This window comes from Bradyrhizobium sp. UNPF46 (genome assembly GCF_006658625.1).
GTDB lineage: Bacteria > Pseudomonadota > Alphaproteobacteria > Rhizobiales > Xanthobacteraceae > Bradyrhizobium > Bradyrhizobium nitroreducens.
Map to the genome: position 1 here is coordinate 1 of NZ_LFJB01000095.1, position 21,704 is coordinate 21,704.

The 21,704-nt window shown below is 65.5% G+C and carries 20 protein-coding genes; 15 read left to right on the forward strand and 5 right to left on the reverse strand.

Translation table 11 applies throughout. The annotated features are described in order from the left end of the window. Positions 1–110 precede the first annotated feature (110 nt). From UNPF46_RS32675 to UNPF46_RS32685, 3 genes are all read right to left on the reverse strand, one after another. Positions 111–1,505 (reverse strand): M20/M25/M40 family metallo-hydrolase, encoded by a 1,395-nt coding sequence (locus UNPF46_RS32675; protein ID WP_100180861.1) that lies wholly within the window; start codon positions 1,503–1,505, stop codon positions 111–113. A 24-nt stretch (positions 1,506–1,529) separates the two neighbouring features. Beyond that, positions 1,530–2,870: a glycosyltransferase family 87 protein gene (locus tag UNPF46_RS32680; RefSeq protein ID WP_142252813.1), complete on the reverse strand. Its 1,341-nt coding sequence runs from the start codon at positions 2,868–2,870 to the stop codon at positions 1,530–1,532. A gap of 91 nt (positions 2,871–2,961) precedes the next feature. After that, complete coding sequence (locus UNPF46_RS32685; protein ID WP_142252814.1) at positions 2,962–4,584, reverse strand: helicase HerA-like domain-containing protein; 1,623 nt, start codon at positions 4,582–4,584, stop codon at positions 2,962–2,964. Between the two features lie 350 nt (positions 4,585–4,934). Between UNPF46_RS32685 and UNPF46_RS32690 the strand changes: the two genes are divergently transcribed. The 9 genes from UNPF46_RS32690 (at position 4,935) to UNPF46_RS32730 (ending at position 13,071) form a co-directional block, all read left to right on the forward strand. Further along, the gene (locus UNPF46_RS32690; RefSeq protein ID WP_100180858.1) at positions 4,935–5,300 is read left to right on the forward strand and encodes a hypothetical protein; all 366 of its coding nucleotides are present in this window, start codon (positions 4,935–4,937) and stop codon (positions 5,298–5,300) included. Positions 5,301–5,326: 26 nt separating this feature from the next. Continuing rightward, positions 5,327–5,734, forward strand: coding sequence for a DUF4332 domain-containing protein (locus UNPF46_RS32695; RefSeq protein ID WP_142252815.1), 408 nt, complete (start codon positions 5,327–5,329; stop codon positions 5,732–5,734). Positions 5,735–5,938: 204 nt separating this feature from the next. Continuing rightward, positions 5,939–6,799, forward strand: a complete 861-nt coding sequence (folP, locus tag UNPF46_RS32700; protein ID WP_100180856.1) for a dihydropteroate synthase — start codon at positions 5,939–5,941, stop codon at positions 6,797–6,799. Continuing rightward, a complete protein-coding gene (gene folB, locus UNPF46_RS32705; RefSeq protein WP_100180855.1) occupies positions 6,796–7,164 on the forward strand; it encodes a dihydroneopterin aldolase in 369 nt (122 codons plus the stop codon). The genes folP and folB overlap by 4 nt, the downstream gene beginning before the upstream one ends. Before the next feature lies 1 nt (position 7,165). Further along, positions 7,166–7,657, forward strand: coding sequence for a 2-amino-4-hydroxy-6-hydroxymethyldihydropteridine diphosphokinase (gene folK, locus UNPF46_RS32710; RefSeq protein WP_142252816.1), 492 nt, complete (start codon positions 7,166–7,168; stop codon positions 7,655–7,657). Positions 7,658–7,738: 81 nt separating this feature from the next. Further along, entirely contained in the window at positions 7,739–9,610 is a 1,872-nt protein-coding gene (locus UNPF46_RS32715; protein ID WP_142252817.1) for a methylmalonyl-CoA mutase family protein, read from the forward strand. After that, positions 9,607–10,071 carry a GFA family protein gene (locus tag UNPF46_RS32720; RefSeq protein WP_142252818.1) on the forward strand — a complete coding sequence of 155 codons (465 nt, stop codon included), beginning with the start codon at positions 9,607–9,609 and terminating at the stop codon, positions 10,069–10,071. The genes UNPF46_RS32715 and UNPF46_RS32720 overlap by 4 nt, the downstream gene beginning before the upstream one ends. Before the next feature lie 16 nt (positions 10,072–10,087). After that, complete coding sequence (gene scpA / locus UNPF46_RS32725; protein ID WP_142252819.1) at positions 10,088–12,244, forward strand: methylmalonyl-CoA mutase; 2,157 nt, start codon at positions 10,088–10,090, stop codon at positions 12,242–12,244. Between the two features lie 38 nt (positions 12,245–12,282). Further along, positions 12,283–13,071, forward strand: coding sequence for an RsiV family protein (locus tag UNPF46_RS32730; protein ID WP_181770227.1), 789 nt, complete (start codon positions 12,283–12,285; stop codon positions 13,069–13,071). A 115-nt stretch (positions 13,072–13,186) separates the two neighbouring features. On the opposite strand, the gene UNPF46_RS32735 is transcribed toward UNPF46_RS32730, so the two are convergent. Both UNPF46_RS32735 and UNPF46_RS32740 read right to left on the reverse strand, forming a co-directional pair. After that, entirely contained in the window at positions 13,187–14,272 is a 1,086-nt protein-coding gene (locus UNPF46_RS32735) for an IS5 family transposase (RefSeq protein ID WP_142252820.1), read from the reverse strand. Between the two features lie 177 nt (positions 14,273–14,449). Further along, positions 14,450–14,980, reverse strand: coding sequence for an SRPBCC family protein (locus UNPF46_RS32740; protein WP_246668791.1), 531 nt, complete (start codon positions 14,978–14,980; stop codon positions 14,450–14,452). A 154-nt stretch (positions 14,981–15,134) separates the two neighbouring features. Between UNPF46_RS32740 and UNPF46_RS32745 the strand changes: the two genes are divergently transcribed. The 6 genes from UNPF46_RS32745 to UNPF46_RS32770 all read left to right on the forward strand — a co-directional run bounded on the left by UNPF46_RS32745 (position 15,135) and on the right by UNPF46_RS32770 (position 21,591). After that, complete coding sequence (locus tag UNPF46_RS32745) at positions 15,135–16,127, forward strand: tripartite tricarboxylate transporter substrate binding protein (protein ID WP_142252821.1); 993 nt, start codon at positions 15,135–15,137, stop codon at positions 16,125–16,127. 182 nt (positions 16,128–16,309) lie between these two features. Then, positions 16,310–16,804, forward strand: coding sequence for a tripartite tricarboxylate transporter TctB family protein (locus UNPF46_RS32750; protein WP_100180848.1), 495 nt, complete (start codon positions 16,310–16,312; stop codon positions 16,802–16,804). 5 nt (positions 16,805–16,809) lie between these two features. Further along, positions 16,810–18,321 carry a tripartite tricarboxylate transporter permease gene (locus UNPF46_RS32755; protein WP_142252822.1) on the forward strand — a complete coding sequence of 504 codons (1,512 nt, stop codon included), beginning with the start codon at positions 16,810–16,812 and terminating at the stop codon, positions 18,319–18,321. A gap of 52 nt (positions 18,322–18,373) precedes the next feature. Then, a complete protein-coding gene (gene meaB, locus UNPF46_RS32760) occupies positions 18,374–19,363 on the forward strand; it encodes a methylmalonyl Co-A mutase-associated GTPase MeaB (protein ID WP_142252823.1) in 990 nt (329 codons plus the stop codon). Next, positions 19,360–20,016: a pyroglutamyl-peptidase I gene (locus UNPF46_RS32765; RefSeq protein WP_142252824.1), complete on the forward strand. Its 657-nt coding sequence runs from the start codon at positions 19,360–19,362 to the stop codon at positions 20,014–20,016. Before meaB ends, UNPF46_RS32765 begins: the two co-directional genes overlap by 4 nt. Before the next feature lie 204 nt (positions 20,017–20,220). Further along, positions 20,221–21,591, forward strand: a complete 1,371-nt coding sequence (locus UNPF46_RS32770; RefSeq protein ID WP_142252825.1) for a TIGR03808 family TAT-translocated repetitive protein — start codon at positions 20,221–20,223, stop codon at positions 21,589–21,591. Positions 21,592–21,704 lie beyond the last annotated feature (113 nt).

The window sequence follows — 21,704 nt, forward strand, 5'->3', positions numbered from 1 at the left end:
GGACACCGGTTCGCGTGAAGAAAACGCGTCAAAACAAGAATCTAGAGCTTCGGTTCTGATTCAATCAGAACCGAAAATGCTCTAGTCTAATCCACCCTACGACACCGTGCCTACTTCACGTCCGCCAGGGCAGCGAGAATTCGCGCCCACGAACGAATGCCCTTCTGGAAACTGCGCAAATCGTACTTCTCGTTCGGCGAGTGGATGTTGTCGTCGTCGAGGCCGAAGCCGACCAGCAGCGAGTCGAGGCCGAGCGTGCGCTTGAAGTCGGCGACGATCGGGATCGAGGCGCCCGAACCCATCAGCACGGTCTCCTTGCCCCATTCCTCGGTCAGCGCCTTGCTGGCGGCGGCGAGCGGCTTCATGTTCCAGTCGAGCGCAATGGCGGGCCCGGCGGAATGGTCGCCGAACTCGACCTTGCAGTCGCCCGGAAGCCGCGCCGTCACGTAGTCGCGGAAGGCCTTGCGGATCCTTTGCGGATCCTGGCCCTCGACCAGGCGGAACGAGACTTTCGCCGAGGCGTGCGACGGAATCACCGTCTTGGAGCCCTCGCCGATATAGCCGCCCCAGATGCCGTTGACGTCGCAGGTCGGACGCGTCGAGGCCTGCTCGATCAGAAGTCGGCCTTTCTCGCCGGCGGGAATCGACAACCCGATCGGCTCCAGGAACGTCTTGGGCGTGAAATCGAGTTTCTTCCACTGGGCCAGGATGTCCGTCGGCGTGTCCTTCACGCCATCGTAGAAGCCGGGAATGGTGATGCGGTTGTCGTCGTCGAACAGCCCGCCCAAAATCTTGGTCAGCACGCGGATCGGGTTCATCGCGCTGCCGCCGAACACGCCGGAATGCAGGTCGCGATTGGCGGCGGTGATTTTCAGCTCTTCATAGAGCAGGCCGCGCAGCGAGGTCGTGATCGCCGGCGTGTCGCGGTCCCACATGCCGGTGTCGCAGACCAGCACGTAGTCGGCCTTGAACTCGTCCTTGTTGGCCTCGATGAAGGGCACGAAATTCTTCGAGCCGACCTCCTCCTCGCCTTCGATCAGGAAGGTGACGTCGATCGGCAGCGATCCCGTGACCTTCTTCCAGGCGCGGCAGGCCTCGACGAAGGTCATCACCTGGCCCTTGTCGTCCTCGGCGCCGCGCGCGACGATGATCTTGCGGCCGTCGGCATGGTCGGTCACGACAGGCTCGAACGGCGGACGGTGCCACAGATCGAGCGGATCGACCGGCTGCACGTCGTAGTGGCCGTAGAAGATCACATGCGGCCGTCCGCCCGCCCCGGTCTTGCCGACGATGGCGGGATGGCCCGCGGTCGGCCTCACCTCGGTGGCGACGCCGAGGCTTGCGATGTCCTTGGCGAGATGCTCCGCCGCGGCCTTGCAATCGCCGGCAAAGGCCGGATCCGCGGAAATCGACTTGATCCGCAGCAGCGCGAACAGACGCTCCAGGCTGTTGTCAAAATCCTTGTCGATGTGATCGAGCACGGATTGAAGCTGCGCATTGGCCATGGTCGGATTCCTGACGTTTGAGACTTAAGACGGCTTCACGAGATCTGCGGGTTTTAACCCCGTCGCAGGCGGGGTGCCAGCCGCAACCGGCGGATGGCGGATGTGCCATGCGAGGCTGACTGCAAGAACGGCGGTCGCGGCGAGGTTATTGCCCCAGGCCTGGAGAACCGTCGGAAACCAGGGCAACGCCAGCAGCAGGAGAACGCCGGCCGCGCCGAGTGCGAGCCAGGTTCCGAGGCGCACCTTCGCCCGTTCGTCGAAGGCGGCGCGATGCATCAACACCGTCATCGGGAAGAACAGCCACACGAAGTAGTATTGCCGTGCCAAGGGCGAGGCCACCGTGATCAGGCAGAACAGGATGCCGAGCTCCTCGGCATCGGAGCGCGCCGTTCGCCGCGCTTGCCGCGGCATCACCGCGAGGAAGCCGAGCCCGAGCAGGGCCGACATCGCCAGCACGATCCAGTTCGCCGTCCTGTAATCGACGTCGATGATGTTCATCGTGCGCGGCGGCTTGCCGGGATCGTCCTGATTGAAGTTGATCGGACGAACTAGGCGGTGCGTGACGGCGATGAGGGACTGGTTGACCCACGACCAGTTCTGCTCGTCACGCTGGCCGAAGCCTTTTTCCGAGCTCGTTCCAACCATGCCCTGATACCAGGTCGCAAGCTCGGCCGCGTTGCGCTCGAAGCCGCGGATCGGCGCCGGCACGAGGTAGAGAAGGATGCCGGTGAAAGCGACCATGCTGACGACGGCCGCCCACTTCCGCCGCCAGAGCAGATAGGGCAGCACCGCGACGGGAAACACCTTGATCGCGGTGGCGAGCGCGAACATGAAGCCGGCGAGCCATGACCGTTGATGCCGCAGGCCCCAGAACCCGAACAGCACCATCGCCAGCAGGACGAGGTTGGGCTGGCCGAGGTCGAACATGTCGAACACCAGGGGAACGGTGACGACAGCGGGCAGCGCTTCCAGCCAGGGACCCGGCTTGCGGTCCGAGCCGGTCATGACGTGGGAGAGCGTTCCGGTGTACCACCACGCCAGGACATTCAGGATCGACAGGACGACGTAAAGCGGGATCTTGCCGAACCAGCTCGGGATCGCCAGCAGGATCGCCGGAGGCGGCGGATAGATGTAGTCGAAATACTCGATGGCCGTCGCGGGATAGAGCGGCTCACCCTGCAAGACCTGCTGCCCGACCCAGTACCACAGCGGGTAATCCTTGGTCTTGCCGCTGCCGAAGATCTCGGGAACCAGCACGTCGGCGGTGAGCAGGACGCAGCAGAACAGAAACAGCAGATCCAGCGGCGCGCGCAGCGACAGGCGTCTTGGCGCGTCGGGCTTGGCGAGCGGGGCGGGCGAGGTCACGGAGTGGTCCTGTTCGGCGGCGAACAGGACGTAGCAGACCGGCGGAGGCTTGGAGAGCCCCTCACCGGAATTTGTGCGGGTGGCGGTCCGCCTAGCGCCGCAGCAATCCGCCCAGCGCGCCGCGGACCAGCGTGCGGCCGATCGAGCCGCCAAGCTGGCCGCCGAGCGATTTGCCGATATTGGCCGCCATTCCGCCGATCACCTGGTTGGTGACCGATCGCGTCACGTCCCGCGCAATGACCTGGCCCGTCGACAGCCGGCCGCGCTTGACGTTGGTGCCGAACACGGAGCCGACGATCGAGCCGATCTGGCCGAGAAGGCCGCCGCCGCTTCCGTCAGCCTGGCCGTCAGCGGTCGCCGCCGTGCCGGCAATGCGCTTCTGGATCATCTCGTAGGCGGACTCGGCATCGACCGCTGTGTCGTATTTGCCCTTCACCGGGCTTGCGGCCATGATCGCCTTGCGCTCGTCCGGCGTGATCGGCCCGATGCGCGCCGACGGCGGCCGGATCATCACGCGCTCGACCATGGAAGGGGTGCCGTTACCTTCGAGGAAGGAGACCAGCGCCTCGCCCTTGCCGAGCTCCATGATCACCTTGGCCGTGTCGAGCTTCGGGTTGGGCCGGAAGGTCTGGGCCGCAGCCGCGACCGCTTTCTGATCGCGCGGGGTGAAGGCGCGCAACGCGTGTTGCACCCGGTTGCCGAGCTGTCCGAGCACGCGGTCGGGGACGTCGACCGGGTTCTGCGTCACGAAGTAGACGCCGACGCCCTTGGAGCGGATCAGGCGGACCACCTGCTCGATCTTGTCCATGAGCGCCTTGGGCGCGTCGTTGAACAACAGATGCGCCTCGTCGAAGAAGAACACCAGCTTCGGCTTGGGCAGATCGCCGGCCTCGGGCAGCTCCTCGAACAGCTCCGACAGCATCCACAAGAGGAATGTCGCATAAAGCCGCGGGCTTTGGAGCAGCTTGTCGGCGACCAGGATGTTGACCATGCCACGGCCGTCGCGGTCGGTCTTCATGAAGTCCTTCAGCGTCAACGCCGGCTCGCCGAAGAATTTGGTACCGCCCTGGTTCTCCAGCACCAGAAGCTGGCGCTGGATGGTGCCGACGGTGGCCTTGGTGACGTTGCCGAATCCCTGCGCGGCCTTGCGGATGGCGGCGAGCGGATCCTCTTCCGCATCCGCCCCCTTCTTCCCGCTATCGGGCACGATGGCGTCGAGCAGCGCGCGCAAATCCTTCATATCGATGAGGGTCAAGCCGGCGTCGTCGGCAACGCGGAAGGCGACGTTGAGCACGCCTTCCTGCACATCGTTCAGATCGAGCATGCGCGCAAGCAGAAGCGGTCCCATTTCCGTGACGGTCGCCCGCACCGGATGCCCCTGCTCGCCGAACACGTCCCAGAACACCGTCGAGAACTGATCGGGCTGGAAATTCAGCCCCATTGCGGAGGCACGCTTGACGATGAAGTCCTGGGGCACGCCGACCTCGGAGATGCCGGAGAGGTCACCCTTGATGTCGGCGGCGAAGACCGGAACACCGGCGCGCGCAAATCCTTCCGCCATCACCTGCAGCGTCACGGTCTTGCCGGTTCCGGTTGCACCCGTGACGAGGCCGTGGCGATTGGCGAGCGCCAGCGTCAGCCAGGCCTGCTCCTCTCCCTTGCCGACGAAGATCTTGTCGTCGGTATCGCCGAGCTTGCTGTCCTGTGCGGTCATTATTCTCTCTGATCTCTTCTCGCCGGGTTTCGCGTGCCGAAACTCGAATGCTCCAGTTCCGTAGTTTAACGCATGTCGCGCACCGATTAAAACGGTTCAACGCGCTCCAACCATGCGACATCGTCGGAAACAGACGGACAGGATCAGCCGAAAGTAGGACCGAGCTGTTCGCAACGCGGCAATTTTTCGCCGATTCCATCTCCGCTCGTGCACCGCTGCAACACTTTTCGCGCGTTCGAAGATGAATCGCGACGACGCCCGCGTTCATCGCTTGAATTTCACATCACACCGGCTCAAGATCATTTTCGAAAGAATACTCCGGCAAGCAAACCGGCTGAGGGGCGGGCCTTATGGACGAACTGATCGGGCGGCTGGCGACAAACGCCAGCATAGATAGTGCTGTCGCTGAAAAGACCGTCGGCATTATCCTGGGCTTCCTCCGCAACGAGGGTCCTTCCGACAGCGTGCAGGCCCTGATCGATCAGATCCCCGGAGCGGAAGCCGCAATCGAGGCATCCAGGAGCGGTGGCGGACTGTCGCGGTTGATGGGCGGCGGCCTGATGGCGGTCGGCACGCGCCTGATGGGCCTCGGGCTCGGCATGTCCGAGATTCAAAACGTCGCCCGTGAACTTTTCCGCTACGGCCGAGACAAAATCGGAGCAGATCAGATGGGCAAGATCATTGCGGGGACGCCAGGCCTCGGCCAGTTCGCCTGAAGCTGTCGCATTTCATATCGAGTATCATGACATATCCCATCTCCGAGATTGAGGGCCTGTCGGTCTTTGCCGCTAACAAGTTGAAGGCGCAAGGCATCCGCACCACCGATGCGCTGCTCGAGGCGGCCGGCACGGTGAAGGGCCGCAAGGCGCTTTCCGCCAAGACCGGCATCAGCGAGCAATTGCTGCTGGAATGGGCCAACGTGTCCGACTACATGCGCATCCCCGGCATGGGCCGCGCCAAGGTCGGCCTGGTCCGCGCCGCCGGCGTCACCACCGTGCGCGAGCTCGCCTATCGGAATCCGGCAAGGCTCGCCCAGAGCATGCGCGACGCCAACGAGAAGAAGAAGCTGCTGCGCATCCTCCCCACGGAGAAGTCGGTCGGCGACATCATCGCCAAGGCGAAGAAGCTGCAGCCGAAGATCACGTATTAGCCGCATTGTGTCTCGTGTCCCGGACGCGCTGCAGCGCCCTTTAGCGTTGCTGCGCAGAGCCGGGACCCATGCCCCACAACCAGCTCTCGGTGATATGGGCCCCGGCTCTTCGGCGCATCGCTGAAGAAGCGCTGCGCTGCGTCCGGGGCAAGAGGGCAACGTCTTGTCTTGAACTCCCCCTCCCCGCCCGCTAAAGCCACCCGCATGAATGCCTCGCCCTCCCCATCCGTCCCGCCGGCCGGCTCGGCCGGGCCCGACGTGCTGCGGACGCTGCTGGAGCGGCCCGTCCCGGCGGTGATGGGCGTGCTCAACATCACCCCGGACTCCTTCTCCGATGGCGGCGAGTTCATCGCGCCCGAGCAGGCGCTCGCGCGGGCGCGGGCGATGATCGAGGCCGGCGTCGACATCATCGACATCGGCGCGGAATCCACCCGGCCCTACAAGGGCGCCAAGGCGGTAACGGCGAGCGACGAGCTCGCCCGGCTGAAGCCGGTGCTGGCAGGCGTCGTCGCCCTCGGCGTGCCGGTCTCGATCGACAGCATGAAGGCGGAGGTGGTGGCCTACGCGCTCGACCAGGGCGCGGCGATCGCCAACGACGTCTGGGGCCTGCAACGCGACCCCGCCATGGCGCCGCTGGTGGCCGCAAGAGGCGTCCCGGTCATCGTCATGCACAACCGCGACGATGCCGATCCCGCCATCGACATCATCACGGACATGAAGACGTTCTTCCTGCGTTCGCTGGATATCGCCGCAAAGGCCGGCATCGCGCGCGACAGGATCGTGCTCGATCCCGGCATCGGCTTCGGCAAGACCGCCGAGCAGAGCATGACCGCGCTGGCGCGCTTGCGCGAATTCGAGATGTTCGGCCTGCCGATCCTGGTTGGTGCCTCGCGCAAACGCTTCATCGCCTCGGTGTCGCCGTCGGAGCCGAAGGAGCGGCTCGCCGGCTCGATCGCCGCGCACCTGATCGCCGCTCAGCGCGGCGCCAAGATCATCCGGACCCATGACGTCGCCGAGACCCTGCAGGCGCTGCGTGTGGCGAACGCAATCGAGGGCAAGCAATGACCGATACGATCTTCGTCACCGGCCTGTCGATCCACGCCCGTCACGGCGTGATGGATCACGAGACCGAGGTCGGCCAGCGCTTCGTCATCGACCTCGAGCTCTATACCGACCTGTCGGAGCCCGCGCGCAGCGACCGGCTCGCCGATACCGTGTCCTACGCCGACGTCGTGGCGACGACAACGGCGGCGTTCAAGAATACCAATTACAAGCTTCTGGAGCGCGCGGCCGGCGCGGTCGCCGACGCCATCCTGTCGCACTTCCCGCGCATCCGCGCCGTGAAGATCACCGTGCACAAGCCGCACGCGCCGATCGCGGCGATCTTCGACGACGTCGGCATCATGCTGACGCGATCGCGGCATCCCTGACATGGCGAGCGTGCTGATTGCGCTGGGCGGCAATGTCGGCGATGTCCGCACGACGTTCGCTAAGGCGATCGCCCATATCTGCGGCATGGCGCAGGCCGCATTGATCGCCCGCTCCTCGGACTACGCCACGCCGCCCTGGGGCGACGAGAACCAGGAGCCCTTCATCAATGCCTGCATCGAGATCGAGACCGACCTCGATCCGCATGCGCTGCTGTTCGTGCTGCAGAAGATCGAGCAGAAATTCGGCCGGACGCGGGAGAAGGATCGGCGCTGGGGGCCGCGCACGCTCGATCTCGACATGATCGCCTATGACGATATCAGCCTGCAGAAGCCCGACCTGACCTTGCCGCATCCGCGCCTGTTCGAGCGCGCCTTCGTGCTGGTACCGCTGGCCGAAATCGCGCCGGACCGCGTTATCTCGGGCATTCGTGTGCGTGACGGGCTCGCCAGCGTCTCGACGCAAGGCATTGAGCGGCTTCCGGATACCGGTTAACCAAAAACGACCGTTTGCAGGGACGGTCCGCCGTGGCAAATTCGCCTGCGAATAACAAGACGTTTGGGAGCCCTTGGCCGCATGACCTCCGTGACTGACGACCTGCCGCTGGCGGCCGATTTTCCCAAGGCGACCATCGAAGACTGGCGCAAGCTGGTCGATGGCGTCTTGAAGGGCGCGCCGTTCGAGAAGCTGGTCGGCAAGACCTATGATGCACTCAAGATCGAGCCGCTCTATCCGCGCGCCAAGGGCGTTGCGCCCGTGGTCGGGCGGGACGCGACCGCGCCCTGGCAGATCATGCAGCGGATCGACCATCCCGATGCGGCGCTCGCGAATGCGCAGGCGCTGCAGGACCTGGAGAACGGCGCGACCGGGCTCGCGCTGGTGTTCGCCGGCGCCAATGGCGCGCGTGGTTTCGGCCTGGAACCTTCGGCCGAGGCGGTCGCAAAGGTCTTGAAGGACGTTCACCTCGACGCCGGCATCGGCATCGAACTCGAGATCGGACCGCAATCGCGAATGGCCGCGATCCATATCGCAGAATATGTGAAGAGCAACGGCCTTGATCCCGCCGCCTGCAACATTCGCTTCGGCCTCGATCCGCTCGCGGCCGGCGCGGTGTGGGGCCACAGCCCTTACACCTGGGAGGAGATCGCCCCCGCGATCACGGGCGCCATCAAGGGCCTCGCCGGGCTCGGCTTCAAGGGACCGTTCGCCTCCGCCGACGGACGCGTCATCCACGATGCCGGCGGCTCCGAGGCGCAGGAGCTCGCCTTCGTGCTCGCCTGCGGCGTCGCCTACTTACGCGCGATCGAAGGCGCCGGCATTCCGCTGGAAGCCGCGCAGGGCATGGTCTATGCGCGGCTTGCCGCCGATGCCGACCAGTTCCTAACCATGGCCAAATTCCGCGCGCTGCGGCTGCTCTGGGCGCGAATCGAAACGGCGTGCGGCCTGACGCCCAAACCGCTGTTCATCGCCGCCGACACCGCCTGGCGCATGCTGACGCAGCGCGACCCTTATGTGAACATGCTGCGCGCGACCATCGCGACATTCGCGGCCGGGCTCGCCGGCGCCAACGCGATCACCGTGCTGCCGCACACGCTGGCGCTCGGCCTGCCTGATCCGTTCGCGCGGCGCGTGGCGCGCAACACGCAGCTTCTTTTGCTGGAGGAAAGCAACCTCGCCAAGGTCAGCGATCCCGCGGCGGGCGCCGGCGGCATCGAGACGCTGACCGCGCAGCTTTGCGGGGCCGCCTGGGCGCTGTTCCAGGAGAGCGAAAAGGCCGGCGGCGCCTTTGCCGCGCTTCAGCAGGGCCTGTTCCAGGGCAAGGTCGCGGCCGTGCGAAAGGCGCGCGACGCCAACATCGCAAAACGCCGCGACGTGCTGACCGGCGCCAGCGAGTTTCCGAACCTGCACGAGAGCGAAGCCACCGTGCTGACGGCGACGCCGGTCGTGCTGGCTCCGTACGGCGAGCAAAAATACAAGTTCGAGCCGCTGCCGCCGATCCGGCTCGCGGAACCGTTCGAGGCGCTGCGCGACAAATCCGATGCGGTGCTGAAGGCGCGCGGGTCGCGGCCAAGAGTGTTCCTGGCCAGTCTCGGCACGCCCGCCGACTTCACGGCGCGCGCGACCTTCGCCAAGAGCTTCTTCGAAGCCGGCGGCATTCAGGCCATCGACAGCGAGGGTTTTGCCGATCCGGCGAAGTTGGCTGCAGCCTTCAAGGCCTCCGGGGCCGAGCTCGCCTGTCTGTGTTCCAGCGACAAGGTCTACGCCGATCAGGCGGAACCTGCCGCGAAGGCCCTGCAAACCGCAGGCGGCCGACATATCTATCTGGCAGGCCGCCCGACGGAAGCCGAGGCGGCGCTGCGGGCCGCCGGCGTCACGGGTTTTGTCTTCGCCGGAGGCGATGCGCTTGCCACGCTGCAAGACGCCTATCGACGGATGGAGCAGGCATGACCGACACCAGTAAACCCGTGCTCACCGGCGGCTGCCAATGCGGCGCGGTGCGCTTCGGCGTCACGACGGCGCCGAACAGGGTTTCGATCTGCCACTGCCGCATGTGCCAGAAGGCGGCCGGCGCGCCCTTCGCCTCCTTTGCCGACATCAACAAGACCGACTTCTCCTGGACCAAGGGGAAGCCGTCGTTCTTCCGCTCCTCAACCATCGCAGAGCGCGGCTTTTGCGCTGCCTGCGGCACGCCGCTGAGCTTTGGCCGGATCGACGGCGACCGGATCGAGATCATGACCGGCGCCTTCGACCGCCCCGACCGGGTGATCCCGACGCGGCAGTTTGGCACAGAGTCCCGTCTCGGCTGGGTTGTCGGCATCGCCAATCTGCCGAGCCAGACCACGCAACAGAATTACGGACCGGAGAAGATGGCGACGATCGTCAGCCATCAGCATCCGGATCATGATTGAGGATATGGTTGAAGCCATGAGCCGCATTCCGAACTTTGCAGACGTTGCCTTCGAGCGAGCAACCACCGCTGCTCCAGCCGGCAGCGCCGAGCCCTGGCTGACCCCGGAGGGCATCCTCGTGAAGCCGGCCTATGGCGAGGCCGACCTTGCCGGGCTCGATTTCCTCGAGACCTATCCGGGCATCGCACCGTTCCTGCGCGGCCCCTACCCGACCATGTATGTCAACCAGCCATGGACCGTCAGGCAATATGCCGGCTTCTCCACGGCGGAGGATTCCAACGCGTTCTATCGCCGCAATCTCGCGGCCGGACAGAAGGGCCTCTCGGTCGCCTTCGATCTTGCCACCCATCGCGGCTACGATTCCGACCATCCGCGCGTCGGCGGCGACGTCGGCATGGCCGGTGTGGCCATCGACTCCATCTACGACATGCGCACGCTGTTCGCAGGGATTCCGCTCGACCAGATGAGCGTGTCCATGACCATGAACGGCGCGGTGCTGCCGATCCTCGCGCTCTACGTCGCCGCGGCCGAGGAACAGGGCGTACCGCCGGAGAAGCTGTCGGGCACCATTCAGAACGACATTCTGAAAGAGTTCATGGTGCGCAACACCTATATCTATCCGCCCGCGCCCTCGATGCGGATCATCTCGGACATCTTCGCCTACACCTCCACGAGGATGCCGAAATACAATTCCATCTCGATCTCCGGCTATCACATGCAGGAGGCCGGCGCGACGCAGGACCTCGAGCTCGCCTATACGCTCGCCGACGGCGTCGAATACTTACGCGCTGGTCTCGCCGCCGGCCTCGACGTCGACCGCTTCGCGCCGCGCCTGTCGTTCTTCTGGGCGATCGGCATGAACTTCTTCATGGAAGTCGCAAAACTGCGCGCCGCGCGCCTGCTCTGGGCGAAGCTGCTGAAGCCCTTCAACCCGAAGGACCCGCGCTCGCTGTCGCTGCGCACGCATTCCCAGACCTCTGGCTGGTCGCTGACCGCGCAGGATGTGTTCAACAATGTGATGCGCACCACCGTGGAGGCGATGGCAGCGACGCAAGGCCACACCCAGTCGCTGCACACCAACGCACTCGACGAGGCGCTGGCGCTGCCGACCGACTTCTCGGCGCGGATCGCCCGCAACACCCAGCTGTTCCTGCAGCAAGAGAGCGGCACCACCCGCATCATCGATCCCTGGGGCGGCTCCTATTATGTCGAGCGCCTGACGCGCGACCTCGCGGCCAAGGCCTGGGGCCACATCCAGGAGGTCGAGGAGCTCGGCGGCATGGCGAAAGCCATCGAAGCCGGCGTGCCCAAGCTGCGCATCGAGGAGGCCTCGGCCAAGACCCAGGCGCGGATCGATGCCGGCAAGCAGGCGGTGATCGGCGTCAACAAGTACAAGCCGACTGACGAAGTCCCCATCGACATTCTCAAGGTCGACAACACCAATGTCCGCCGCCTGCAGATCGACAAGCTGACGCGGCTGAAGAGCGAGCGCAGCCAGAAGGACGTCGACGCCGCGCTCGCCGCGATCACGCGTTCGGCCGGTGAAGGCAACGGCAATCTGCTCGCGCTCGCCATCGACGCGGCGCGCGCCAAGGCGACGGTCGGCGAGATTTCGGACGCGATGGAGAAGGTGTTCGGCCGGCACCGCGCCGAGATCAAATCCATCACCGGCGTCTACAAGCGGGAGGCGTCCAGCATGGGCAACCAGGTCGAGAAGGTTCAGGCGCTGATCGACGCCTTCGAGGAGGCCGAAGGCCGCCGCCCGCGCATCCTGGTCGCCAAGATCGGCCAGGACGGTCACGACCGCGGCCAGAAGGTGATTGCGTCGGCCTTTGCCGATATCGGCTTCGACGTCGACATCGGGCCGCTGTTCGCGACCGCCGATGAGGCCGCGCGGCAGGCGGTCGAGAACGACGTGCACATCCTCGGCGTCTCCTCGCTTGCGGCGGCCCACCTCACCGCCGTGCCGGAGCTGAAGGCCGCGCTGAAGAAGCAGGGCCGCGACGACATCATGATCATCGTCGGCGGGGTGGTGCCGCCGCAGGATTACGATGCGCTCTACGCGGCAGGTGCGGAGGCCATCTTCCCGCCGGGCACCGTGATCGCCGACGCCGCCGAGGAGCTGATCCGCAAGCTGAATGCCCGGCTCGGGCATAGCGAGGCCGCTGAGTAGCTTCGCCGCCTATTTTTCGACAGGAAGGAATTCGCGTGATGTTTCCCGCGCAAACGTTCATGCGCGCGCTCGCCGTCGCCACGGCTTGCTGCGCGCTGTTCGGTCCAGCCCTCGCAGCCGACCCCAAGCCCGATGTTGTCATCAACACCAAGAGCATCGAGGCGCGCGTCTTCCTCGACGACAAGATCAAGGCGGATCCGGCGCTGGCGGCGGATTGCCTCGCTGAAGGCAAGAAATGGCTCGACAAGAATGCCGCGGAGGCTGCCGCGGCGCGCAAAGCCGACCCGCAGTTCTTCAAGGACGGCGGCTGGGATTTCGAGCGCAAATATGAGATCCGCTCGGTCGTCGCCGACCGCTATGTCAGCATCCTCCGCAACGACTACATGAACACCCGCGGCGCGCATCCCAATTCCGACGTCAACACGATCCTGTGGGACAAGACCGACAACAAGCGCATCTCGATCCGCCCGTTCTTCACCGAGACCGCCGACAACGGGGCGACCATGAAGGCGATGGTGAAGGCCATCATCGCCTCGCTCAAGGCGGAGAAGAAGAAGCGCGACGCCAGCGAGACCGCGACCGACGAATGGTTCAAGGAGCTGAAGCCGAGCCTGCTCAAGATCGGCGCGGTGACGCTCGCGCCCTCGACTGAAGCAGGCAAGAGCTCCGGCCTCACCTTCCACTATCCGCCTTACGCCGTCGGCCCCTATGCCGAGGGCGAATACGTCGCCTTCGTGCCGTGGGAGACGCTGAAGCCTTACCTCACCGCCGAAGGCACGCGCATCTTCGGCGGCGCGCGGCCGAAGGGCGATGCTGACGAGCCGTGAGCGATCGCTAGCAGTCTGCTGAAAATCCGGCAAAGCCATCGGTGATTTGGCGCCGATGGGGGATTTTGCCGGGAGTTTTTCGTGGGAGCGGCAATTGCCGCCCCGATCGGCGGCCTCAAGCCGCGATCAGCTTGGGAATTCGGACGAGATTATAGGCAATCAGGTTGAGCAGGAAGTCGCCGAGCACGCGGGCGCAGCCGCGATGTTTGGTCTTGCGCATGGTGCCGTGCTGCTTGCCCCATCCGAAGATGCATTCGATCATGGGCCTGCGAGATTGCGACATGCCGTAACCCGGATGTCGGGTGGTTCGTTCGTCGATGGCGCTCTTGCGGCTTTTGCCGGTTTTGGTAAAGGCCTGGTTCTGGGTCACATGCGGCGTCACCCCGATCGCTCGAAGATTGGCGACGTGATCGGCGGTGTCATAGGCCTTGTCTTCGCCGACCGTGATACGGACGCCGGCTTCCTTGACCTTGGCTTTGAGCATCTCCTCCGAGGCGCGGCGCTCCGCCGTCCCTGTCGCATGCGTGACCCGGCCGGCCACCGCCAGACCGTTCCGGTTCTCCATGGTGACGTGGCCCATGTAGCAGAGCCTGGCTTCCTTGCCCTGCGCCTTCCGGTACAGCCGGCTGTCGGGATCGGTCACGCTTGCATGGGTCTCGTTCTTGCGCTTTTCGCCGTGGAAGTTGGCGCCATTGTCGTCGCCACCCGAGCCGTCCTTCGGCTGGAAGCTCTTGTGTGACGCCCAGGCTTCGATCAACGTGCCATCCACCGCGAAGTGCTCGCTCGACAGCAGCGGCTTCACATCCGGATGGTTCAGAAGCTTCGTCATGAACTTGGAGAACACCTCGCCGTTCTCCAGCCGGGCGCGGTTCTTCGTGAACGTCGTCGGGTCCCAGACCGGATCGTCCGGCGAAAGCCCCACGAACCAGCGGTACAGCAGATTGTAGTCCAGTTGCTCCATCAACTGCCGTTCCGATCGAATGCCATAAAAGGCCTGCAGCAACAGGGCGCTAAGCAATTGCTCGGGCGGGATCGAGGGACGACCTTCCTTCGAATACAGCCCGCTCAATGTCCTGTTCAGATCATGCAGGACCTTACGCACAAGCTCTCGGATCTTGCGCAACGGGTGGTCCTTCGGCACCCGCGCCTCCGGCGACACATAGGAAAAAAGCCCACCCTGATCTTCGAACTTGCCACGCATCCCAACCTCCGAGACCCGACGCAAATCACTGAATCACGAAAATCCGACCAAAACGATAGATTTTCAGCAGACTGCTAGAGCATTTTCGGTTCTGATTGAATCAGAACCGAAGCTCTAGATTCTTGTTTTGACGCGTTTTCTTCACACGAACCGGTGTCCACTTCGCTCGAAAACGCTCTAGCCGGATCGTGCCAGCGTTCGTGCCAGTGAATCCGTCCAATCCGGAAGCCAGGACGCAAACAGGGCCTGCCAGCGATCGGCGTCCGCAGGCTCGGTCTCGAGGGCGACCGACCATTCGATGAGGGTGCGGTTGCCCTCGGTGATCGGACGCAGATGCATGGTACCTTGATAGCGTGTCGGCGCCGGCGGCTGGCTTCCATCGTCCTGCGGATACGGCAACGCTTCGAGACCGGCATAAGTCAGAGTGTGCTGCCGGTCGGAATGATCGACCAGGCGCTGACGGATCCAGTTTCCGAGATAGCAGAAGCGTCTGATGGCGCCGACTTCGTCGCCGCGCTTGTCGTCTTCGATCACGCTTTCGCTCACGCCGTCGATATAGGCGGGATAGTTGTTGAAGTCGCGGATGAGCGACCAGACTTCGTCCAGCGGGCGATCCAGCACGGCGCTGTAATGGGCTTGGGTCATCGACGGCTTGCCTTTGGCTTTCGGTACGCGCTCAGGTTGGCGAAGCGCGCAGGCAAAACCCACCCGATTTCCGACGGCCTATCCGACGGGCATGCTGTTTTCACACAACATGTCGATCTCCTTGGTAGCGCTACCTTGCGGCGGTGCTGCAAAGCCGACTAGAATGTCGCCATTGACAAGAGCGCCCGACGTCACGGGCGCCGCTGGGAGGCATTCAATGTCCAAGATTTCGCGCCGCACCTTTGCGGCTTCGACCGCCGCTGTTGCGGCATCCGCCGCATTTGGCTTCAAGCCCGCACTCGCACAGGCCTATCCGGCCCGTCCGGTCACCGTGGTCGTGCCATGGGGCGCGGGCGGCGGAACCGATGCGACCGCGCGCATCGTCGCCGCGCTGCTCGAAAAGGACCTCGGCCAGCCCTTCAACGTGGTCAACCGCACCGGCGGCTCCGGCGTGGTCGGCCATAGCGCGATCGCGACCGCGCAGCCCGACGGCTACACCATCGGCATGCTCACCGTCGAAATCTCGATGATGCATTGGCAGGGCCTCACCGAGCTGACGCCGAAGAGCTACACGCCGCTGGCGCTGATGAACGAGGATCCGCCGGGCATCCAGGTCTCTTCCTCCTCGCCCTACAAGACGGTCAAGGAGCTCGCAGAAGCGATCAAGGCTGCGCCTCCCGGCAAGTTCAAGGCGTCGGGCACCGGTCAGGGCGGCATCTGGCATCTGGCGCTGGTCGGCTGGATGCAGGCGATGGGCCTGCCCGCAAACCAGGTCGCCTGGGTGCCGTCGAACGGCGCCGCGCCCGCGATGCAGGATCTCGCCGCCGGCGGCCTCGACCTCACGACGTGCTCGGTGCCGGAGGCGCGCGCGATCATCGAGGCGGGCAAGGCGAGGAGCCTCGCCATCATGGCGCCGGCGCGCAATCCGGTGTTCAAGGACGTGCCGACGCTGAAGGAAGCGATGGGCATCGATTACGCGACCGGCGCCTGGCGCGGCATCGGCGCGCCGAAGGGCCTGCCGCCGGAGATCGCAACCAAGCTGACCGCGGCGCTGAAGAAGGTCTACGACTCCGCCGAGTTCAAGGACTTCATGAGCAATCGCGGCTTCGGCACCGTCTGGGGCGATGCCGGCCAGTTCGCCGGGTTCATGGACAAGGGCGACGCCCAGATGGGCGAGGCGATGAAGGCGGCCGGCCTCAGCAAGGCGTGATGTTTTCACCTCTCCCCGCTTGCGGGGAGAGGTCGGATCGCATCGCAGATGCGATCCGGGTGAGGGGGAGTCTCCGCGAATGCAACTTTCACCGTCCCCGCGGAGAGCCCCCCTCACCCCACCCTCTCCCCGCACGCGGGGAGAGGGTGCGCCCTTCCCGGAATTCTGACAGGACCCTTCTCATGCGTCTTCCCGACTCCGTCACGGGATCGTTTCTCGTCGTGCTCGGTGCTGCGGCCGCCTATGGCGGCTGGCTGCTGCCGCCGGTGCCGGGCCAGCCGGTCGGCCCCAACGTGTTTCCGCTGGTGATCGGCAGCGGCCTTGCGCTGTGCGGGCTCGCGATCGTGTTCGGGATCGGGCACTCCTTCGAGGAGGAGGAAGAGCTGATCCCGCTGGAGGACGGCCAGGCCGCCGCTCCGTCGCCGCCGCAAGGCAAGCTCTACGGCCTGCGCGCCTTGCTGCCGCCGGCGCTGCTGCTGTTCTACGTCGTCGCCGCCGACCGGCTCGGCTTCATCATCACCGCGGCGCTTATGGTCTACGTCACCTCGACCGCGCTGGGAGCAAAGTGGAAGCTGGCCCTGCCGCTCGCGGCGCTCTCGCCCTTTGCCATTCACCTCATCTTCGGCAAGCTGCTGCGCGTTCCGCTTCCTGCCGGCCTGCTGCCGACGCCCTGGTAATCCCCATGCTCAAGACCCTGATTGAAGCATTCGCGCTGATCTCCACCTGGGAGGTCATCATCGCGATGTTCGCAGCCTCCGTGTATGGCCTCGTGATCGGCTCGCTGCCGGGCCTGTCGGCGACGATGGCGACCGCCCTGCTCGTTCCCGTCACCTTCTATCTGTCGCCGATCGCGGCGATCGCGACCATCGTCGCGGCGTCCTCGATGGCGATCTTCTCGGGCGACATCCCCGGCGCGCTGCTGCGCATTCCCGGCACGCCCGCCTCCGCGGCGTATGCGGATGAAGCCTACGCCATGACGCGCAAGGGCCAAGCCGAACTCGCGCTGGGCGCCGGCGTCTGGTTCTCCGCCGTCGGCGGCATCGCCGGCGTGCTGTCGCTGATGATCCTGGCGCCGCCGCTCGCCGAGATCGCGCTGTCGTTCTCGACCTTCGAATATTTCTGGCTGGCGCTGCTCGGCCTGATGTGCGCCACGCTGGTGGCGCGCTCCTCGCCGGTGAAGGCGATCGCCGGCATGTTCATCGGCCTGCTAGTCTCCTGCGTCGGCATCGAGAATCCCGGCGGCATGCCGCGCTTCACCTTCGGCCTCACCGATCTGTTCGGCGGCATCGAGCCGATCCCGGCGCTGGTCGGCGTGTTCGCGGTGGCGCAGGTGATGCGCGCGATGCTGACGCCCGAACCGCCGCCGCTGCCGCGGCGAAAATTCGGAAGCATCATGGCCGGCCAGTGGAAGCTGACCAAGAAATATCATTGGCAGATGACACGCGGGAACATCGTCGGCATCATCATCGGCGTGCTGCCGGGTGCCGGCGCCGACATGGCCGCATGGGTTTCCTATGCGATGTCGAAGCGCTTCTCCAAAGAGCCGGAAAAATTCGGCACCGGCCACGTCGAAGGCCTGGTCGAGGCCGGCGCCAGCAACAATGCCAGCATCGCCTCGGGCTGGGTGCCCTCGCTGCTGTTCGGCATTCCCGGCGACACCATCGCCGCGATTGCGATCGGCGTGCTCTACATGAAGGGCCTCAATCCGGGCCCGACGCTCTTCACCGAAAAAGCGTCGAGCATGTACGCGATCTACCTGATGTTCATCATCGCGAACATCCTGATGATCCCGCTCGGCATCGCCATGATCCGCGTCGCCGCCTACATCCTGCTGGCGCCGCGCTCCACCGTGATGCCGATCATCATGCTGTGCTGCGCGGTCGGCTCGTTCGCGATCGGCAACAACATGTTCGGTGTCGTCACCGTCGCCGCCTTCGGCGTGATCGGCTATGTCATGGAGGCGAACGGCTATCCTGTCGCCGCCATGGTGCTCGGCATCGTCATGGGCACCATGGTCGAGCAGGCCTTCGTGACCTCGCTGATCAAGTCGGACGGCAGTATCCTGCCGTTCTTCGAGCGCCCGGTCGCCGCCATCCTCGCCGCGATGGCAATCGGAGCGCTGCTGTGGCCGGTGATGGTGTGGGTCTGGCGCAAGGTGAAGCCGGTGCAGACGGCCGCGGCAACATCCCGGTGATATGCGGTGGGCGGGCCCTCGCCTGCTCCGCCCAGGCGTTGTAAAGCAGGGCATGACTGAGAAGAAGGCCCCGCCGAACATCACTTCCCTCGCCCGCGACCTCCGCTCCGGCAATCGTGCGGCCCTCGCCCGGGCCATCACGCTGGTGGAGAGCCGGCGCGGCGACCACCAGGCGCTGGCGCGGGAGCTGGTGCAGACGCTGCTGCCCGACACCGGCAAGGCGTTTCGTGTCGGCATCACCGGCTCGCCCGGCGTCGGCAAATCCACCACCATCGATGCGCTCGGGACCTACCTGATCGAGCAGGGCCACAAGGTCGCGGTGCTCGCGGTCGATCCGTCCTCGGCGCGCAGCGGCGGTTCGATCCTCGGCGACAAGACGCGCATGGCGCGGCTGTCGGCCTCCGATGATGCCTTCATCCGGCCCTCACCCTCATCGGGCACGCTCGGCGGCGTCGCCGCCAAGACGCGCGAGGCGATGCTGCTCTGCGAGGCCGCCGGCTTCGGCGTCGTGCTGATCGAGACCGTCGGCATCGGCCAGTCCGAGACCGCCGTCTGCGACATGACCGATTTCTTTCTCGCCCTGATGCTGCCGGGCGGCGGCGACGAGCTGCAGGGCATCAAGAAGGGCCTGGTCGAGCTCGCCGACATGATCGCGATCAACAAGGCCGACGGCGACAACCTCAAGCGCGCCAAGATCACGGCGGCGGATTATCGCGGCGCGCTGCATATCCTGGCACCGCGATCCGAGCATTGGCATCCGCCGGTCGAGACCTATTCGGCGTTGACCGGCGACGGCATCGCAAAAATCTGGCAGAAGGTCCTCGACCATCGCAAGGCGATGAACGCGTCCGGCGATTTCGCCGCGCGGCGCCGCGAGCAGCAGGTGAAATGGATGTGGTCGATGCTGGAGCAGCGCATGCTGGCGCGGCTGCGCAGCGAGGCATCGGTACGCACCAAGGTCAGGAAGATCGAGGCCGAGGTCGCCGAGGGCCATCTCACCCCGGCGCTGGCCGCCGAGCAGATCCTGGAGCTGTTGCAATGAGCGACAAGCTCCGCATTCTCCTCACCGGCTTCGGGCCGTTCCCCGGCGCGCCCTATAATCCGACCCAGCCGCTGGTCGCGCGGCTCGCGCAACTGCGCCGTCCGGCGTTCGACGATGTCGAGCTGTCGAGCCACATCTTCCCGGTCACCTACGCCGCGGTCGACCGGCAATTGCCCGACCTGCTCAAGAAGGCGAAGCCGGACGCGCTGCTGATGTTCGGCCTTGCCGCGCGCACGCCGTACCTGCGTATCGAGACCCGCGCGCGCAACGCCGTCACCATGCTCTGGCCCGATGCCGCCAACACGCGTTCGAGCAAGCGCGGCATCGCAGGCCACGCAGATGCCATGATGTTCGGCCCGCACACGGCAAGACTGCTGCGCGCCGCGCGCCTCACCGGCATCGACGCGCGTGCCTCGCGCGATGCCGGCGCCTATCTCTGCAACTATTTGAGCTGGCGCGCGATCGAGAACGTGAGGGCCGGCGGGCCGCAGCTTGCGGCCTTCATCCATATCCCCCTGCTTGCGCGCAGCGGCGCGGTGCGGCGCAAGGGCGCGCCCCGGATCACGCTGGAGGAACTGGTGGATGCCGGGGAAGCGATGCTGATGGAACTGGTGGGGTTGGCGAGGAAACAGCGGAACACGCAGGTTTCGTAGTTTCGTAGGGTAGGCAAAGGCGCCCTTGCGCCGTGCCCACGACTTCGCCTCGCGTGAGCTTTGGTGGGCACGCTTGCGCCTTGCCCAGCCTACGGCACCTCCGCTGGGGTAAACATTTAACCCTACCGCGAACAATCCCCGCGCCCTCGCCGGCCCTGCGCTACCTAGTCCTCGCGGACCCCCGCGTCCGCCGGAGGACGCGTCATGGACCTCAATCGCCGCAATCTCATCGGAGCATCGACCGCAGGCATCGCCGGCGCGCTCGCCATGCCGGCTGATGCCGCGCGCGGGGCGCCGCTGACGTCCCTGCTCGGCCGCGATGCCACGCAATATGGTGTGCGGCCCGGCAGCAGCGAGGACCAGACGCGCGCGCTCCAGCGCGCGATCGACGAGGCCGCGCGGGCGCAGATGCCGCTGGCGTTGCCGCCCGGTGTTTACCGCAGCGGGATGCTGCGGCTGCCGAACGGCGCGCAACTGATCGGCGTCCGCGGCGCGACCAAATTCATCTTCACCGGCGGGGCCTCGGCGATCCAGGGCGACGGTGCGGACTCCATCGGCCTCACCGGCATCACCTTCGACGGCGCCAGCATTGCGCTGCCGACCCGGCGCGGATTGATCCATGTCCTCGGCGGGCGCGACGTTCGCATCACCGATTGCGAGATCACGAATTCGGGCGGCAGCGGCATCTGGCTCGAGCAGGTCTCGGGCGACATTTCCGGCAACATCTTCACTGACATCGCCGTGACGGCGGTGGTCTCGTTCGACGCCAAAGGCCTCGGCGTCTGCCGCAACACGATTCTCGGCACCAACGACAACGGCATCGAGATCCTGCGCACGGCGATCGGCGACGACGGCACGCTGGTTGCCGACAACCGCATCGAGGACATCAAGGCCGGCCCTGGCGGCTCCGGCCAGTACGGCAATGCCATCAACGCCTTCCGCGCCGGCAACGTGATCGTGCGCGGCAACCGCATCAAGAACTGCGATTACTCGGCTGTGCGCGGCAACTCGGCCTCCAACATCCAGATATCGGGCAACAGCGTCAGCGGCGTGCGCGAGGTCGCGCTCTATTCGGAGTTTTCGTTCGAGGCCGCGGTGATCGCCAACAACACCGTGGACGGTGCCGCCGTGGGCGTCTCCGTCTGCAATTTCAACGAAGGCGGCCGCATCGCCGTGGTCCAGGGCAACATCATCCGCAACCTGCTTCCGAAGCGCCCCATAGGCACCGCGCCCGACGACGACGCCGGCGTCGGCATCTACGTCGAGGCCGACACATCCGTGACCGGCAACGTGATCGAGAACGCGCCGTCCTACGGCATCGTCGCCGGCTGGGGCAAATATCTGCGCGACATCGCCATCACCGGCAACGTGATCCGCAAGGCGCTGGCCGGCGTCGGCGTCTCCGTCGTGCCGGGTGCCGGCATCGCGCTGGTCAACAACAACATGATCTCGGAAACTCCGCGCGGCGCCGTGGTCGGGCTTGACCATGCGCGCGCAGTGACGTCGGATCTGTCGGCCGACGGCGCGCAGCGGTTCGCGCAGGTGGTGGTCGGCGGGAACGCGGTGCGGCGCTAAGGTCCGCCCCTCTGCTCTGGGTGCCCGACGCTAGAGCATTTTCGGTTCTGATTGAATCAGAACCGAAGCTCTAGATTCTTGTTTTGACGCGTTTTCTTCACGCGAACCGGTGT